Raw genomic sequence first — 16,121 nt, forward strand, 5'->3', positions numbered from 1 at the left:
GTCAGCAGAATCGTCGCCAGCAACCCCAGCGCCACCCGCACGGAATGGATCAGGCGGGCGTGACGGTAGCGCCGATACGGGTCCAGCAGCGGACGCAGGATACGGCGCAACAGCGGTGGCAGGCGGTGGGTGCTGTAAGTAGTCAGTGCGAACCTCGTACGTCAATCAAATCAATGGAAGGGGAAAATGTAATTCATCCAGGCCGACATGCGCAGCAGGATTTTGCGCATCGCGCCGATGTGATGAAAGTGCTGGCTGTACAGCGCCGCTTGCCCGTAGGCGCCGCCCGGCATGAGCGCGCTGTATTCGGCGAACGCCGGGTCAGTGATTTCAATGATCACCGGCACCCGTCCGGCCGGTGGCGAGCCGGTGTAGCTGATCAGCGTGCCGGAAGGTTGCACCTGGCCCTCGGCGATCACCCCGATAACGCTTTTCACTCGCCCCGCGAAGACTTTGCCGGGAATGCCATCGAAGGCGACTTCGGCCTCGTCGCCCACGGTCAGACGCAGCAGGCTGTTCTGACGCATCCAAGCGGCGAAGTACTGACCTTCCTGCGGAATAAACACCATCGACGGGCGCAGCGGCAGCTTGCTCGCCATCATCCCCGGGCGCAGCGAAACGTGGGTGACGAAGCCTTTGCTCGGTGCTCGAACCACGGTGTTGTCCAACTCGAACTGCGCATTGTCGAGTTGCGCCTGCAGATCGTCGGTGCGGGCAATGGCCGCGTCCAGTTCGCGCTGGGTGCCGAAGTTGCGGCGAATCAGCTCGGTGATGCGGTAGCGGTCGCCTTTGGCTGCGACCAGTTGCGCCTTGAGCGATTTCAGGCGGTTCTGGAAAGGCGTGGGATCGATGCGGAACAGCACGTCGCCTTTTTCCAGGGGTTCGTTGCCCTTTACCGGCACGTCGATCACCTGGCCACTGATGATCGGAATGACCGGCACCGAGACAAAGTAGGAGCGCGCCACCTCGGAATAGGGATGGTTGTAGTTCATGGTGAAAATCAGCGCGCCGATGATCAGCACGCCACCCAGGACAGCGGTGGGCACCGTCCATTTGTTCAGCGGAATGCGGAAGATCTTGAAGATGGCGACGCAGAGTGCGGCGTACGTGAGGATGAGCAACAGATCCATGCTCAGATCCCCCCGCTGTCAGAGTGAGGCGCAACCGGCGACTGCGCTTCGAGTCGCTCGATCCGGGCTTGCAGCTCAATGACCTGCTGCTCGAGCCGGATGACATGGTTCTGAACGGGTTTGCCATCGCCGAAACCCCAACCGCGATCCTCGCGATAGGCCATTGCCCAGATCCACAGAAACGGCCAGAGCGCATGCAGGGTAAACAGGCTGACCCAGCCAGTGGCATGGATCGCGTCCTGATGCGGATGGTTGCGGTGAACGGCGATCTCGTACGGAATGTCATGCAGCACGATGATCCCGTAAAACAGCACGAGACCGACAAAAACCAGCAAACCCAACGCGAAGTAGTCGAGCATGGTCAGCCTCCCGGGCATCCAGCAATGCTGGGCTCAGTGTAGTCACTGAATCGCCGGGGGGCTGACGGATCGGCAGGATCATTCAATCCTGCCGATCACCCGTCAAAAGATGTAATCGGTGGTCAGGAAACTCGAATCCCGCCCGCGAATGATCTCGCTGATCAGATCTTTGTTGCTCTCCTGGAACTTGGTCGCCACCAGCGTACGAATCGAAAACACTCGCAATGCATCGTGAACCGAGAGCGTGCCTTCGGCGGAGTTCTTGCGACCGTTGAACGGGTAAGTGTCCGGGCCGCGCTGGCACTGGGCGTTGAGGTTGATCCGCCCGACCTGGTTGGCGAAAGTGTCGACCAGCCGGCCGACCGCCACCGGGTTGGTGCCGAAGATGCTCAACTGCTGGCCGAAGTCGGATTCCAGCACGTAGTCGATCACGGTATCGAGGTGGCGGTAGGGCACGATGGGCACAACCGGACCGAACTGTTCTTCCTGATAGACGCGCATCTGCGGGCTCACCGGATACAGCACGGCCGGGTAGAAGAACGAGGCGTGGGATTCGCCGCCATTCGGGTTGACCACCTGTGCGCCTTTGCTTTGCGCGTCAGCAACCAGACCGTGCAGATAATCGACCTTGCCCGACTCCGGCAGCGGCGTTAGCGCCACGCCGCTGTCCCACGGCATGCCCGGTTTGAGCGTGGCCAGTCTGGCATTGAATTTCTCGATGAAGCTGTCGACCACGTCTTCATGCACAAAAAGAATTTTCAGTGCGGTGCAGCGCTGACCATTGAACGACAGCGAGCCGGTGACCGCTTCGCTGACGGCGTTGTCGAGATCGACTTCGGGCAAAACGATGCCCGGGTTCTTGGCGTCCAGACCCAGAGCCGCGCGCAAGCGGTGTGGTTTCGGGTGCAGCTTCTTCAGGTCGCTGGCAGCCTTGTTGGTGCCGATGAAGGCGAAAATGTCGATCTTGCCGCTGGCCATCAGAGCGCTGACGGTCTCGCGGCCGCTGCCGTAGATGACGTTGATCACGCCGCTCGGGAAGCTGTCGCGGAAGGCTTCGAGCAACGGGCGAATCAGCAGCACGCCGAGCTTGGCCGGTTTGAACACCACGGTGTTGCCCATGATCAGTGCCGGAATCAGCGTGGTGAAGGTTTCGTTCAGCGGATAGTTGTAAGGCCCCATGCACAAGGCGACGCCGAGTGGAACGCGGCGAATCTGACCGAGGGTGTCCTGTTCCAGCTCGAAACGGCTGGAGCGGCGGTCGAGTTCTTTAAGGGCATTGATGGTGTCGACGATGTAATCGCAGGTGCGATCGAACTCTTTTTCCGAGTCCTTGAGGTTCTTGCCGATCTCCCACATCAGCAGCTTGACCACGGCCTCGCGCTGCTCGCGCATGCGGCCGAGAAACGCTTCGACATGCTGGATGCGCTCGGCCACGCGCATGGTCGGCCACAGGCCCTGACCTCGGTCATAAGCGCGAACGGCAGCGTCGAGGGCGGTGAGCGCGGTGTCGGCATCCAGCAGCGGCGTGCTGCCGAGGATCACCTGTTCTTCACCGTTTTCGCTTTTCAGATAAACCGGGCTGCGCACCTGCGCGAGCGGGCCGTCCCAGCGGCGCAACTGGCCATCGACCAGATATTCACGCTGCTCGACCTGAGCGTCGAGGCGATATTTTTCCGGGATGTCGCTGACCGAAGGGAACAGGTTGCCAAGGATGTTTGCTGTGGTCATGTCACTACCCTGTGTTGAAGTCGGCGTGCCGATTGAAAAGTCTTGTGAAGGTTATACGCCTGAACGGGCCGGGATTTAACCCCGTGAATGTCACGCGAATGTCACGCAACGGTGCAACCGCAGTCCACCCTGTGGGAGCGAGCCTGCTCGCGAAGGCGGCGGCACATCCAACATCCTCATTGCCTGACACAGCGCTTTCGCGAGCAGGCTCGCTCCCACGGTCGATCGTGCAAATCAGTCAGTCTGTCTTCGGTAATGAAGCTTTTATGACAAAAGTTCGGTAGCACATCGCCAGTCCGGTCATGCCTGTGTAACGCGCTTGAGGGGCCTTTCGGGGCGGACTTTGCAAGCCGAGGCGGGACGCCGGGAGTGAGGCAATGGGGACTATGGAACGCTATTCGAAAGTGGGCATGCAGGAGCTCGATCAACGCCTGTCGAAGATCGTCGAAGCGGCGCGCAAGAAGCCGGTTTCGGTGTATCGCTACGGCGCGCCGTGGGTCTGGATCGTCTCGCAGGAGGACTGGCAGGGCGCTTTGAAAGAAGTGTCCAGCTACATTCCGCCGGGCCATTCGCTGGTGTTGCTGCGCCCGCAGATCGACGATCTGCTCGACGCCCATCATGACCTGCTGCACGACCTCAATGCCGTGCCCGGCATGCTCATTCCCGCGCAAACGGTCATGCACATCCTGCTCCTGCAATTGCTCTATTCGGTGCCCAGCGAACAGCAGCTCTATGAACAGCTCAACTACAACCTGCTGTTCCGCTGGTTCGTCGGCCTCGGCCTGAACCAGAAAGTCTGGAGTTTCATCGCCCTCAGCCGTGACATCGCCACGCTGCTCAACGAGCCGCGCGCGGTGCTGCTGATTCAGAAAATCATCGGCGAAGTGTTCTGCGGCGCGTTGCTGCAAATGCCCGAGTTCTCGCTGAACTTCGCGCTGTTGCACACCTGGCTGGGCAAGCACGCCTGCGCCACAACGATCAGCAATTGACGCAGCACACCGGGCGCTAACGCCCACAGGTCATCGCGAATTTCAGGGGGTAATGTGGAACGGATTTTCACGTCACGGCTGGCGCTGTGGGGCTGGCTGCTGGTGACGGCGGGCGCGCAGCCGGCGCTGGCCGAGGAGGGCACAGAAGCGCCCGCCGCGCAGCGACTGGTCGACGTCAACGAATACTTCGTGCGCGGCAATACCGTGCTCGATGCCCGGGCGATCGAAGAAGCGGTGTACCCGTTTCTCGGCCCGCAGAAAGCCTTGAGCGACATCGAAGGCGCCCGCGATGCGTTGCAGAAGGCCTATCAGGAACGCGGCTATCAATCGGTGTTCGTCGAGCTGCCCGAGCAGGCCGTGGCCGATGGCATCGTTTATCTGCAAGTCAGTGAAACCAAAGTCGGCCGGGTGCGCGTGGTCGGCGCCAAACACTATTCGCCGCTGGACATCCGCGACAACGTACCGGCGCTGAAAGAAGGCGAGGTGCCGGACTTTGCCAAAGTCCAGGGCGAACTCGCGCAGCTCAACAAGACCCCCGGTCGCCAGGTCATGCCGCTGGTGCGCGAAGGTCAACGCCCGGGCACCATGGATGTCGACTTGCAGGTCGAAGACCAGAACCCGTGGACGGCCAGCGTCGGTCTCAATAACGATTACAGTGCCGACACCGAAAAGCTGCGCAGCGTCACCAGCCTCGGTTACAACAACCTTTGGCAGCTCGGCCACAGCGTCAACCTGACGTTCTTCACCGCGCCCCAGGAAACCGACAACGCCAAGGTCTGGTCGGGCTCCTACACCGCGCCGCTGAGCGAGCGCTGGAGCGTGCAGTTCTCCGGTTACCAGTCCGACAGCAACGTGGCCACCATCGGCGGCAGCAACGTGCTCGGCAAGGGTCACAGCTACGGCGTCGCGGCGATTTACACATTGCCCTCGAGCGGCAATTGGTCGAACTCGCTGTCCGCCGGTATCGACTTCAAGGACTTCGACGAGCGCCTGAGCCTGTCCGGCGAAAGCGACAAGGTGCCGCTCAAATACGCGCCGTTCACCTTCGCCTACAACGGCTTTCGCTACAGCGAAAAGAGCCAGCTCGGCCTCGGCCTGAGTCTGGTGGCCGCCACGCGCAGCGTGTTCGGCTACGGCAGCGACGACGAAGACTTCGACTACAAACGCTATCGCGCCAAACCGAGTTTCGCCGTGCTCAAGGGCGACACCAACTACACCTGGACCTTCGACAACGACTGGCAGAGCGCAAGCAAAGCCGCATTCCAACTGGCCTCGGGGCCGCTGGTTTCCAACGAACAATTCTCCGCCGGTGGCGCCACCTCGGTGCGCGGCTACCTCGCCGCCGAACGCACGGCAGACGACGGCTACCTGCTCAGCCAGGAATTGCGCACACCGTCGCTGGCGAAATTCGCCGGTACGTGGATGCAGGACTGGCGCTTCTATGCCTTCGCCGAAGGCGCGCAGCTGTACCTGCGCGATGAGCTGCCGGATCAGGACGCCAATTACGCCCTGGCCAGCGTCGGCCTCGGCACCCGCGCCAGCCTCAGTAAATGGCTGTCCGGCAGCCTCGACTGGGGCTACCCGCTACTCGAAGGGCCGAACACCTCAAAGCAGGAATCGCGCCTGCACTTCAACCTTCAAGCCACTTTCTAACGGAGCACGTCCATGCAACGCCTCTTCCTTTCGTTGTTGATCTGCCTGGGCTTCGTGCTCCCGGCCACGGCTCAGGCCTGGTGGCAGGACGACTGGCATTACCGCAAACAGATTGCCGTCGACACCACGCCACAAGGTGCGGCGATCAATCAGCCCCTCGGCCGCACCACGCTGCTGGTGCGCCTGCACACCGGCAACTTCACCTTCGACGGCGTGAAAGAGGACGGCTCCGATCTGCGCTTCGTCGCCGCCGATGACAAAACCGTGCTCAACCACCAGATCGAAAGTTTCGACGCGCTGATGGGCATGGCGCTGATCTGGGTTGATGTGCCGAATGTAGAGGGCGGTCAGCGTCAGGACATCTGGATGTACTACGGCAACCAGAAAGCCCCGGCCACCGGCAACGGCCAGTTGACCTTCGATCCGAGTTATACCGCGCTGTATCACTTCGACGGCGCCACCGGCACCCCGGCGAAAGACACCACGGCGTACGGCAACACCGCGCAAAGCGCGACCGGCACAGCGATCGATGGCGTCGTCGGGCGCGCCTTGCAGTTCAGCGGTCAGCCGTTGTTGCTGCCGGCCAGTCCGTCGCTGCAACACAACGCTGGCAGCGCGTTCACTTTCAGCGCCTGGCTGCGTCTGGATCAGGCCAGCGGCGAACAAGTGATCCTGGCGCGTCGCGAGGGCACGCAAAGTCTGCTCATCGGCGTCAGCCAAGGCCTGCCGTTCGTGGAGATCGACGGTCAGCGCGCTGCCGCCACGCAAGCTCTGGCTCCGGCGCAGTGGCAACACGTTGCGCTGACCGCCGAGGGTTCGAAAGTCACCCTGTACATCAACGGTCGCGAAAACGCTGCGTTGGCCCAGGCGATGCCGGCGTTCAACTCGGTCATGGCCATCGGGGCTGATCTGCAGGAAGGCGCGTTCCAGCCATTCGCTGGCGCTATTGATGAGCTGCGCCTGTCGAAAGTCGCCCGACCTGCTGCGCTGTTGCTGGCCGATGCCACCTCGCAAGGCGCCGAGTCGAAACTGGTGGCTTACGGCGTCGATGAAGAACAATCCGGGTTTGGCTTCGGTAGCCTCGGCTTCCTCCTAAACGCGGTGCCGATCGACGCGTGGGTGATTATCGCCGTGCTGGTGCTGATGATGTTCCAGTCGTGGATCATCATGCTGCGCAAGAACCGCAGCCTCAGCCGCGTCACCGCTGCCAACGAAGACTTCCGCGTGCAATTCGCCAAGGTCGGCACGCGTCTGGAGATGTTCGCCGACGACGCGCAACTGGCTCAACGTCTGCAGCATTCGTCGCTGTGGCGCCTGTATCTGGTGGCGGTTAAAGAGATCCGCACCCGCCGTGAGCAGGGCGCCGATACCTCCTCGGTTTCAGCGGCAACCATCGAAGCCATCCGCTGCTCGATGGACGGCGTGCGCACCCGCGAAAACCAGCAGCTCAGCTCGAAACTCTCGACCCTGTCCAACGCCATCGCCGGCGGTCCGTATATCGGCCTGCTCGGCACGGTGCTGGGGATCATGGTGGTGTTCCTCGGCACGGCAATGGCCGGCGACGTCAACATCAATGCCATCGCTCCCGGTATGGCCGCCGCGCTGTTGGCCACGGCGATGGGCCTGTTCGTCGCGATCCCCGCGCTGTTTGGCTACAACCGCCTGATCACCCGCAACAAGGAAGTCAGCGCCGACATGCGCGTATTCGTCGACGAGTTCATTACCCGTCTGGCGGAAATGCACGGCGAGAGCCAGTTCAGTGAGGCGTCGCACCAGCGCGGCCATCACGCCAACCACTCCGTACCGGCCTGAGGAGCACTGTCATGGCGTCCGTAAATGCCTCTCATGACGATGATGACGATGCCGCCGTCGACAGCATCAACATCACCCCGCTGGTCGATGTGCTGATGGTGGTGCTGGTGATGTTCATCCTCACCGCCACCGCGCAGGTCTCCGGGATCCAGATCAACCTGCCCAAGGCCAGCGCGTCGGTGTCGCTGTCGGAAGCCAAGACCAAGGCGATCTCGGTCAACGACGGCGGCCAGGTGTTCCTCGATGCCTATCCCGTGACGCTGGCCGAGCTGGAAGAACGCCTGCGCATCGAGAAAGCGCAGAGCCCGGATTTCCCGGTGATCGTGCGTGGCGATGCGACGGTGCAGTACCAGAAAGTCATCGAAGTGCTGGACCTGCTGCGCCGGCTCGAACTGTCCCAGGTCGGTCTCGTTACCGGCAAACCGAGTCAGGGCTGAGTCATGACCGCACAACTCCCGATTGATCCGCCGCCCGTGAAAAAGTCGCCGTTGCGCTATGTGAAGTGGGGCGCCGGACTGCTGGTCGCCGCGCTCGCCGCGTGGTTCCTCTGGCAGTGGGCCAACGACATGGCCGGCGTGCGTCGCGAAGCGCCGAAGGTGCCGACGATCATTCCGTTGCCGCCACCGCCACCACCGCCGCCGGAGAAACCGCCAGAGCCGGAAACGCCGGTGGAAGAAAAAATCGTCGAGCCCGAGCCAACGCCGGAGCCGGAGGAGGTCAAGCCTGAAGAAGAGGCGCCGCCATCGCCGGCCGACGATCTGGCCAACCCGATGCAAATGGACGGCGACGCGCAGGCCGGCAGCGACGCTTTCAACATCGGCGCGGGCAAGGGCGGCGGCATGGCCGGTGCCGGCGGTGGGCGTTTGGGCACGGGCACGTACAGCCAGTTTCTCGCGTTCACCTTCCAGCGCTTGCTGCGTGAGAACCCCGAGCTGCGCAACCTCGCATTCTCGCTGCAGGCCGATGTCTGGCTGAGCAGCGTCGGCGAGATCACCCGTGTCGAGCTGATCAAGTCCAGCGGCAACCCGCAAATCGATACCCAGGTGCTGGCCGCTTTACGCGGTGCGCCAGCCCTCAGCGAACGGCCTCCGGCCTCCATCACTTTGCCCGTGCGCCTGTCCCTGCAGGGGCGGCGTCCGGGTTAATTCACTTATTCAAGCTTCGGCAAAAGGAGTTGTGTGCAGATGATTTCCAACGTGAATCGATTGTCCCTGGCGGTCGGCATGGTCATTGCGACCCTGGTCGGTCAGGCCGTGGCAGCGCCTGCGCCCTCGGAAAACGCCACGATCAATCTGATCCGCTTGCTGGTCGAGCAGGGCATTCTCAAACAGGACAAGGCCGACGCGCTGATCGCCCAGGCGCAGAACGAAGCGGTGCAGGCCAAACAGGCGGCCGCGTCCACCGCAGTCGCGGCCGGACCGGTCGCCGCGCCGGGGGATGTGCGCGTGCAGTACGTACCGGCAGCAGTGCGCGACCAGATCCGCGATCAGGTCAAAGCCGAGGTCATGGCCACCGCCAAACAGGAAAACTGGGCCGCGCCGAATACCTTCCCGGACTGGGCCTCGCGCATCAGCTTCGACGGTGACATTCGCCTGCGTGACGAATCGCGTTACTACTCGGGCAACAACAGCAACGAAATTGTCGACTTCGCCAAGCTCAACAACAATGGCCCGTACGACGTGAACCCCAACAGCAGCACCAGCCTGCCGCCGTTGCTCAATACCCGCGAAGACCGCGAAAACCTCTTTCGCCTGCGCGCACGCCTGGGCATGAAAGCGGTGATTTCGGAGGAATGGACCGCCGGCATTCGCATCGGCACCGGTTCGGACAACAACCCGGTATCGACCACGCAGAACCTCGGCGGCGGCTTTGCCAAGAAGGACATCTGGCTCGATCAGGGCTACCTGACCTGGAAGCCAATGGACGAATTGACCCTGACCGGCGGGCGCTTCGCCAACCCGTTCATGTCCACCGACATGCTCTATTCCAACGACCTGAATTTCGACGGTGTGGCGGCGATTTTCGATCACAAGCTCAACCGCGATTGGGGCGTGTTCGGCACCGTCGGCGCGTTCCCGGTGGACTACACCAACGACACCTCCAGCAGCAACGGTTTCGACAAGGAAGAGAGCGACAACAAGTGGCTTTACGGCGCGCAGCTCGGGGCGAAATGGGCGATCAACAGCAACAACCGCCTAAAAGGTGCGCTGGCCTATTACCGCTTCGACGACATTCAGGGCCAGCGCTCCAGCCCCTGCGAACCGTGGGCCGGCGCGCCGGGCTGCGACAGCGACGGCACCCGCGCGGCGTTCATGCAGAAGGGCAACAGCGTATTCCTGCTGCGTGACATCACGCCGAACCCGCTCAACCCGAGCGCTACGCCGCAGCCGCAATTCGTCGGTCTCGCCTCCGAGTTCAACCTGCTCGATCTCAACGTGGTCTGGGATGCCGACCTGCCGCAGGACTTCAAACTGCGCAGCCAGGGCAACTACATCCACAACCTCAGCTACGACGAAGGCGACATGCGCAAGCGTTCCGCCGGGCAGATCGTCAACAACCTCGACAGCAACGGCGAGATCGAAAGCGGCGCCAATGCGTGGATGGTGCAGTTCACCCTCGGCAACGCGCTGGACCTCAAGCGCAAGGGCGACTGGAACCTGTTCGCCGGCTACAAGTACATCCAGCCGGACGCCTTGCCCGACGGCTTCAACGACTCGTCGTTCCACCTCGGCGGCACCAACGCCAAGGGCTATTTCATGGGCGGCAACTACGGCCTGGCGAAGAACGTTTCCGCCACGGGTCGCTGGATGAGCACCGAAGCGGTGTACGGTGCGCCGTTCGACATCGACGTCTTGCAGCTTGAGATCAACACGCGCTTCTAAGGCGCCGGGAGAGCTTTATGAACACGCGTTTTCTCGCGCTGGGCCTGGGTTTGTTGATTGCCACCGGGGCGAACGGCGAAGGCATGGAAGAACGCTTGCGCACGCAATTGCGCAGCACCACCCAACAATTGCAGGCCCTGCAAAGCCAACAGGCCCAGGCCAGCGCCGCACAACTGGCGGCGCAGAACGAAGCCAAGGCAGCGCAAGCGCAGATCAAGCTGCTGACTGCCGAACTGGCCAAAGCCAAAGGCCTCGCCGAGCAACTGGCCGGGCAGCAACAGAGCCTGCACAGCCAGGCGCAGGCGCAAGTGGCGGCCAGTGTCGAGCAGACTGGCAAGTTCAAGAAAGCCTACGACGAGTTGCTGGTCCTCGCTCGCGGCAAAGAAGCCGAACGCGCGAAGCTGCAAGCGCAACTGGCGGAACGTGACACACAAGTGCAGCAATGTTCAGCCAAGAATCAGCAAATGTACGGCGTCGCCAAACAGATCCTCACGGCTTACGAAAACATCGATGTCGCCGAAGTGATGAAGATCCGCCAGCCCTTCGCCGGCAGCGCCCGGGTCAAGTTCGATGAACTGGCGCAAGGCTTCGGCGACGAGCTGTACAAAGCCCAATTCGACGCGCCGCAAGCGGCGATCGCTCACTGATAACAAGGAAGAAAGCCATGACTCAATTGATCACCCACGTTTCCCCGCAATCACTGACCGAGGTCCTCCAGGCCGCCGGTTATCGCGTCAACCAGAGTGAACAGAACGGCATCGTGCAATTGCTCAGCGCCAGTCAGGGCATCGGCTACGCCGTGCGGTTCGGCAACCCGGCGCTGGAGCAGGGCAACTTTGTTGATTTCACCTTCAGCTGTGCGCTGCGTGTGCAGGGGGAGTTGCCTGAGGGCGTCGCCGAGCAGTGGAACGCGACACGGCGCTTTGCACGATTGTCGTTGCAGGGCGAGTTTCTGCTGATGGAAATGGATGTGGTCGTGGCCGCTGGGGTAAGCAATGAGCACCTGCGCGGCAATCTGGAATTGTGGGATCGCCTGTTGCAGGAATTCATCGTTTACCTGCGCGATTTCAGCCAGACCGCTGCTTCGCAAACCGCAAAATCCGCTGTCGCCGAACAAGAGGAAGTCGCGCTGTGAAAAAGCCTGCCATGGTGATCGGCGCCGGAGCGCTGGCGTTGTTGGTGGTGGCCGTGGCGCTGGTGCTGCGGCCGGGCAGTGATCCGGTCGCCGCTCAGCAGCCCTCGCCGGTGATGGCGGTTGCAGCCGGGCCAGCGGTCGCACGGTTGGGCAATCAGCAGGTTTCGCCAGAGGAATTGCAGGCGCTGCTGGCCACCGTCCCGGCGCAAACCCGCGAACAACTGCGCGGCAACCGTGAGGCGCTGGAGCGCTGGATTCGTGCGCGACTGGCAGAAAAAGCCGTGCTGGAACAGGCCGATGCGCAGGGTTGGGCGCAGCGGCCGGACGTCGCCCGGCAGACTCGCGCAGCGACTGAGCAAATCGTGTTTCGTGATTATTTGCGCTCGGTGAGTCAGGTGCCGGCGGAGTATCCGAGCGCGGCTGAGTTGCAGCAGGCGTATGACGCGGGGAAGGCCAATTGGCAGACGCCGGCGCTGTACCGGGTCAGTCAGATTTTCCTTGGCGTCAGTGACGCAGCGAATGTGGAAACAGTGCGCAAACAAGCCGCTGAATTGAGCAAGAAGGCGCAGTCAGCACCGGCCGATTTTGCGGCGCTCGCTACGCAATATTCGCAGGATCGAGTGACTGCAGAGCGGGGCGGTGATACCGGCCTGCAACCGTTGCAGCAACTGGTGCCGGAAGTACGTAGCGCCGTGGCGCGGCTCAAGGTGGGCGCCGTGTCTGATCCGGTGCAAAGCGCGGCCGGTTTTCACGTGATTAAACTCACCGAACAACAACCGGCCCGCACCGCGACGCTGGAGGAACTGCGCGACCAACTGACCCAGGCCCTGCGCGCACAACGCCAGGAACAGATCGCCCAGGCTTATCTGGACGGCATGCTCAACACCGCCACCCTCAGCATCGACGGCGCCGAGCTGAACAAAATTCTCGAGGAAAAACACTGACATCAGCCAAAACACCATTCACCCCTGTGGGAGCGAGCCTGCTCGCGAATGCGGTGGGTCAGTCAGCGAAGATGTTGAATGTGCCAACGTTTTCGCGAGCAGGCTCGCTCCCACAATGAGAATCCGGTGTATTCAGAGCAACCACATTAGATCGACAGGGAGTCATCAATGTCATTCACCGAACCCGCAGGACGCCCGGGCACCGTTGATTATCAATCGCCGCAATCCAGATCCGAGCCCTGGCTCAACCAGGCCGCGACCATCGACAGCGAAGTCGCCCAATACTTCCTCGTCAGCGCCCGCTGCGGCTGCTTCATGCAAGCCGCGCGCAGCCTCAACGTGCGCTCGACCCTGTTGCGCAAACAACTCGCGCAACTCGAACAACAACTGCAACACAGCCTGTTCAGCTTCCAGGGCAGCGCCCTCAGCCTGACCCGCGAAGGCCAACAGTTGCAGGCCCGACTTAGCACCCTGGCCCTCCAACGCAAACTCCCGGTCATCGAACAACCGCTGATTCGTCTGGCCATCGCCGAATCCATCCTCCACGACATCCTCGGCCGCGACCTCATCGCACTGCTGCGCCGCAATGCCAGCCTGCGTCTGGAAATTATTGCCCTGGATAGCGAACTGGCCTTGCGTGCAGTCAGTGCCGACATCGTCCTCTGGCTCGCTCCTGGCGAACGCCCAAACCCCGGCCCAACCTTCGCAACCAGCGAACCGCAACACCTCGCGCGGATTGAATATCTGCCGCACATTGCCAAGCGCTATTCACGAGTGACAGCGCGACCGGAAACGCCGGATGATCTGGCGGACTTCATGCTGGTGCAGTGGCAGCATGATCGGCAGGTTGAGAGCTTTCGGCCTTGGAATGAGTTGGTCGAGCAGCGCTTGGCTGGCGTAGTGCAAATACAATCTTATGAATTGATGCTGGAGATGATCCGGTGCAGCGCTTGCATCGGATTGCTGCCGGCATACATGAGCCGCTTCGACCGAGGCCTCATCGCACTGCCCGGATTATTCGCCGAGGCGATGCAGCTCCATGCTTGGCTCGCCGTCAACACCGACTCGCAAAAATCTGCCGAAATCCAAGCCCTCATCGACCTCATCCAGCAAACCTTCAACGAACGCCACGAATGGTTCCAGCCTTGACCCGCCCCCCTGTAGGAGTGAGCCTGCTCGCGAAAGCAATCCGCCAGTCGAAGCCACAGTGACTGACAAACCGCTTTCGCCAGCAGGCTCGCTCCCACAGGAATCTTCATTGCTTACACGTTGATCGTTCCCACGCTCCGCGTGGGAATGCAGCCCGGGACGCTCTGCGTCCCCCCAGAGCTGGAACGCGGAGCGTCCCTTGAGGCATTCCCACGCAGAGCGTGGGAACGATCATCAAAACCTTCAACGAACGCCACGAATGGTTCCAGCCTTGACCCGCCCCATGTAGGAGTGAGCCTGCTCGCGAAAGCAATCCGCCAGTCGAAACTTCAGTGACTGACCCACCGCATTCGCGAGCAGGCTCGCTCCCACAATTTCATCTCGCCAGATTCCAGATCAGCGGTTTAGAGTGACCAGCCACACGTTGATCACGGACCGATCCCATGTCAGACCCAACCTCCACGATCCATCTCGAACGCTCCAACGAATTCCACCTCGAAGGCATCACTGCGCTTTACAACGACCCCGCCGTTGCGCGGCAGGTGCTGCAGATGCCGTTTCAATCCACCGAGGTCTGGCGTCAGCGACTTCAGGCAGATAACGAGCGCGCGCTGAAACTGGTTGCTCTGCACCAAGGCGTAGTGATCGGAAATCTCGGTCTGGAAGCCTATTCAAGGATGCGCCGCGCCCACGCCGGCAGTTTCGGCATGGCAGTCGCGGTAACCTGGCAGGGCAAAGGCGTGGGATCGATGTTGTTGGCCGCGGCGCTGGACGTTGCCGACAACTGGATGAATCTGCACCGCGTCGAACTCACGGTCTACGCCGATAACGAGGCGGCGATCGGGCTTTATCGCAAGTTCGGTTTCGAGGCCGAAGGGCTGTTGCGTGATTACGCGGTGCGCGACGGGCAGTGGGTCGACACGTTGAGCATGGCCCGTCTGCGCGGTTCGTCGAAACCCTGAGTCAGTCGCCCAGTGCGAACGCCACCGCTGACTGCGCATGCAGTTCGGTGGTGTCGAGCAGGGGCAGGGCGCTGTGTTCGGGTTTGATCAGCAGGCCGATTTCGGTGCAGCCGAGGATGATCGCCTGGGCGCCACGGGCGGTGAGTGATTCGATTACCCGCTGATAGGTTAGCCGGGATGCTTCGCTGATCACGCCGACGCAGAGTTCGTCGTAGATGATCCGGTGCACCTCTTTGCGCTCGGCATCATCCGGCACCAGTACGGTCAGGCCTTGGGCGATCAGGCGCTGCTTGAGGAAGTTCTGCTCCATGGTGAACGCGGTGCCGAGCAGCCCGACCGTGCGCGCGTCGATTTCCAATGCCGCCTGCGCGGCGGGTTCGGCGATGTGCAGGAACGGAATGCTGATGGCGGCCTGAATCTGCCCGGCGACCTTGTGCATGGTGTTGGTACACAGCACCACGCAATCGGCGCCGCCGGCTTCGAGCCTGCGCGCGGCATCCACCAGAATCGCCGCTGCATCGTCCCAGCGCCCGGCGTGCTGGGCCTGTTCGACCGGGCCGAAGTCGACGCTGTACATCAGCAACTGCGCCGAACGCAAAGAGCCGAGGCGGTCGCGAACCTGTTGGTTGATCAGGCGATAGTATTCGGCGCTGGACTCCCAGCTCATGCCGCCGATAAGGCCGATGGTGCGCATTGGATTTCCTCAAGCAAATGTCAGTATCGAGCATTCAGGTCTGCCCGAAGTTACCTTCTGTTCAAGACCCGACGCCAGTACCGACTGACTGTACCGCCGATCTTTCCCGCAACTGTGCATCTGCAAGAACTAAACGTACGCCGCGCCGGGGATCTGCCACTATCACCCTTCGCAGGTCCTTTCCGAGGAACACCGCAATGAACGACGTACAGCAACTGGGCGAAATGCTTCGCCACTATGCCGAGAGCGAAGCGCACAAGAAGCAACTGTTCACCACGCAATCAGATGAATGGGCCACACGGATTGGCGCGCTGTTCGACCAGATCGAGCAATGGCTTGAACCGGTCAAGGCGCCGAATCTGCTGGAGGTCAGTCGCGAGGCGTATGTCGCGTCCGGGCCGAGCGTGCCGGTGGAGACCTCGACGTTCAAGACGGAAAAATTGAGCATTGTCATTGCCGGCAAGCCGGTGGAGTTTGTGCCAGATGTGATGGGCAGCGGCGGGCAGATTTCCTTGGCGGTGATGGGGCTGACGGCGGCGCGGTACGGGAGCATTTCCCTGGTTGGCCTGGCGGATGGCGCGTGGCAGTGGCGCAAGACCAATGGTTTGAAGGATCCGGATACGTTTGCGTTTGATGCGAATTTTCTGGCGCAGCAACTGCAAAGCCTGATTCCTCGCGATCGCA

15 protein-coding genes and 2 pseudogenes are annotated in these 16,121 nt (G+C 61.7%); 12 read left to right on the forward strand and 5 right to left on the reverse strand.

Annotated features, from left to right (window positions below; all coding sequences use genetic code 11):
- The 4 genes and pseudogenes from D6877_RS30065 to D6877_RS24970 all read right to left on the reverse strand — a co-directional run.
- Positions 1-113 (reverse strand): annotated as a pseudogene (locus D6877_RS30065) (FUSC family protein); the annotation flags it as partial.
- A gap of 57 nt (positions 114-170) precedes the next feature.
- Positions 171-1,130 carry an HlyD family secretion protein gene (locus D6877_RS24960; protein WP_016774598.1) on the reverse strand — a complete coding sequence of 320 codons (960 nt, stop codon included), beginning with the start codon at positions 1,128-1,130 and terminating at the stop codon, positions 171-173.
- 2 nt (positions 1,131-1,132) lie between these two features.
- Complete coding sequence (locus tag D6877_RS24965; RefSeq protein ID WP_130912428.1) at positions 1,133-1,489, reverse strand: DUF3302 domain-containing protein; 357 nt, start codon at positions 1,487-1,489, stop codon at positions 1,133-1,135.
- Between the two features lie 102 nt (positions 1,490-1,591).
- Complete coding sequence (locus D6877_RS24970) at positions 1,592-3,217, reverse strand: NADP-dependent glyceraldehyde-3-phosphate dehydrogenase (RefSeq protein WP_130912429.1); 1,626 nt, start codon at positions 3,215-3,217, stop codon at positions 1,592-1,594.
- A gap of 659 nt (positions 3,218-3,876) precedes the next feature.
- Here D6877_RS24970 and D6877_RS30200 point away from each other — a divergent pair.
- From D6877_RS30200 to D6877_RS25040, 11 genes and pseudogenes are all read left to right on the forward strand, one after another.
- Positions 3,877-4,206, forward strand: a pseudogene (locus D6877_RS30200) (transposase); the annotation flags it as partial.
- Between the two features lie 54 nt (positions 4,207-4,260).
- The gene (locus tag D6877_RS24985; RefSeq protein WP_071172333.1) at positions 4,261-5,859 is read left to right on the forward strand and encodes a ShlB/FhaC/HecB family hemolysin secretion/activation protein; all 1,599 of its coding nucleotides are present in this window, start codon (positions 4,261-4,263) and stop codon (positions 5,857-5,859) included.
- A 12-nt stretch (positions 5,860-5,871) separates the two neighbouring features.
- Positions 5,872-7,671 carry a MotA/TolQ/ExbB proton channel family protein gene (locus D6877_RS24990; RefSeq protein WP_130912432.1) on the forward strand — a complete coding sequence of 600 codons (1,800 nt, stop codon included), beginning with the start codon at positions 5,872-5,874 and terminating at the stop codon, positions 7,669-7,671.
- A gap of 11 nt (positions 7,672-7,682) precedes the next feature.
- Complete coding sequence (locus tag D6877_RS24995; protein WP_003201710.1) at positions 7,683-8,108, forward strand: biopolymer transporter ExbD; 426 nt, start codon at positions 7,683-7,685, stop codon at positions 8,106-8,108.
- A 3-nt stretch (positions 8,109-8,111) separates the two neighbouring features.
- Positions 8,112-8,816: an energy transducer TonB gene (locus D6877_RS25000; protein WP_130912433.1), complete on the forward strand. Its 705-nt coding sequence runs from the start codon at positions 8,112-8,114 to the stop codon at positions 8,814-8,816.
- A 39-nt stretch (positions 8,817-8,855) separates the two neighbouring features.
- Positions 8,856-10,553 carry a putative porin gene (locus D6877_RS25005; RefSeq protein WP_130912434.1) on the forward strand — a complete coding sequence of 566 codons (1,698 nt, stop codon included), beginning with the start codon at positions 8,856-8,858 and terminating at the stop codon, positions 10,551-10,553.
- Positions 10,554-10,570: 17 nt separating this feature from the next.
- Entirely contained in the window at positions 10,571-11,200 is a 630-nt protein-coding gene (locus D6877_RS25010; RefSeq protein WP_130912435.1) for a DNA repair protein, read from the forward strand.
- 17 nt (positions 11,201-11,217) lie between these two features.
- Entirely contained in the window at positions 11,218-11,688 is a 471-nt protein-coding gene (locus D6877_RS25015) for a YbjN domain-containing protein (RefSeq protein ID WP_130912436.1), read from the forward strand.
- Entirely contained in the window at positions 11,685-12,632 is a 948-nt protein-coding gene (locus tag D6877_RS25020) for a peptidylprolyl isomerase (protein ID WP_130912437.1), read from the forward strand. Before D6877_RS25015 ends, D6877_RS25020 begins: the two co-directional genes overlap by 4 nt.
- 168 nt (positions 12,633-12,800) lie before the next feature.
- Positions 12,801-13,781, forward strand: a complete 981-nt coding sequence (locus tag D6877_RS25030; RefSeq protein ID WP_130912438.1) for a LysR family transcriptional regulator — start codon at positions 12,801-12,803, stop codon at positions 13,779-13,781.
- Positions 13,782-14,224: 443 nt separating this feature from the next.
- Complete coding sequence (locus D6877_RS25040; protein ID WP_130912439.1) at positions 14,225-14,743, forward strand: GNAT family N-acetyltransferase; 519 nt, start codon at positions 14,225-14,227, stop codon at positions 14,741-14,743.
- 1 nt (position 14,744) lies between these two features.
- Here D6877_RS25040 and D6877_RS25045 read toward each other — a convergent pair whose 3' ends face one another.
- Positions 14,745-15,437, reverse strand: coding sequence for an aspartate/glutamate racemase family protein (locus D6877_RS25045; RefSeq protein ID WP_130912440.1), 693 nt, complete (start codon positions 15,435-15,437; stop codon positions 14,745-14,747).
- 197 nt (positions 15,438-15,634) lie between these two features.
- Between D6877_RS25045 and D6877_RS25050 the strand changes: the two genes are divergently transcribed.
- On the forward strand, positions 15,635-16,121 hold a 487-nt coding region (locus tag D6877_RS25050), incomplete at its 3' end, for a hypothetical protein (RefSeq protein ID WP_130912441.1).

This window comes from Pseudomonas sp. Sample_9 (assembly GCF_004307535.1).
GTDB lineage: Bacteria > Pseudomonadota > Gammaproteobacteria > Pseudomonadales > Pseudomonadaceae > Aquipseudomonas > Aquipseudomonas mercuritolerans.

Coding starts and splice junctions, on each gene's coding strand:
- D6877_RS25010 (WP_130912435.1), top strand. CDS start 10,571: ATGAACACGCGTTTTCTCGCGCTGGGCCTGGGTTTGTTGATTGCCACC.
- D6877_RS24990 (WP_130912432.1), top strand. CDS start 5,872: ATGCAACGCCTCTTCCTTTCGTTGTTGATCTGCCTGGGCTTCGTGCTC.
- D6877_RS25000 (WP_130912433.1), top strand. CDS start 8,112: ATGACCGCACAACTCCCGATTGATCCGCCGCCCGTGAAAAAGTCGCCG.
- D6877_RS24960 (WP_016774598.1), bottom strand. CDS start 1,130: ATGGATCTGTTGCTCATCCTCACGTACGCCGCACTCTGCGTCGCCATC.
- D6877_RS24970 (WP_130912429.1), bottom strand. CDS start 3,217: ATGACCACAGCAAACATCCTTGGCAACCTGTTCCCTTCGGTCAGCGAC.
- D6877_RS25005 (WP_130912434.1), top strand. CDS start 8,856: ATGATTTCCAACGTGAATCGATTGTCCCTGGCGGTCGGCATGGTCATT.
- D6877_RS25045 (WP_130912440.1), bottom strand. CDS start 15,437: ATGCGCACCATCGGCCTTATCGGCGGCATGAGCTGGGAGTCCAGCGCC.
- D6877_RS25040 (WP_130912439.1), top strand. CDS start 14,225: ATGTCAGACCCAACCTCCACGATCCATCTCGAACGCTCCAACGAATTC.
- D6877_RS25030 (WP_130912438.1), top strand. CDS start 12,801: ATGTCATTCACCGAACCCGCAGGACGCCCGGGCACCGTTGATTATCAA.
- D6877_RS24995 (WP_003201710.1), top strand. CDS start 7,683: ATGGCGTCCGTAAATGCCTCTCATGACGATGATGACGATGCCGCCGTC.
- D6877_RS25015 (WP_130912436.1), top strand. CDS start 11,218: ATGACTCAATTGATCACCCACGTTTCCCCGCAATCACTGACCGAGGTC.
- D6877_RS24965 (WP_130912428.1), bottom strand. CDS start 1,489: ATGCTCGACTACTTCGCGTTGGGTTTGCTGGTTTTTGTCGGTCTCGTG.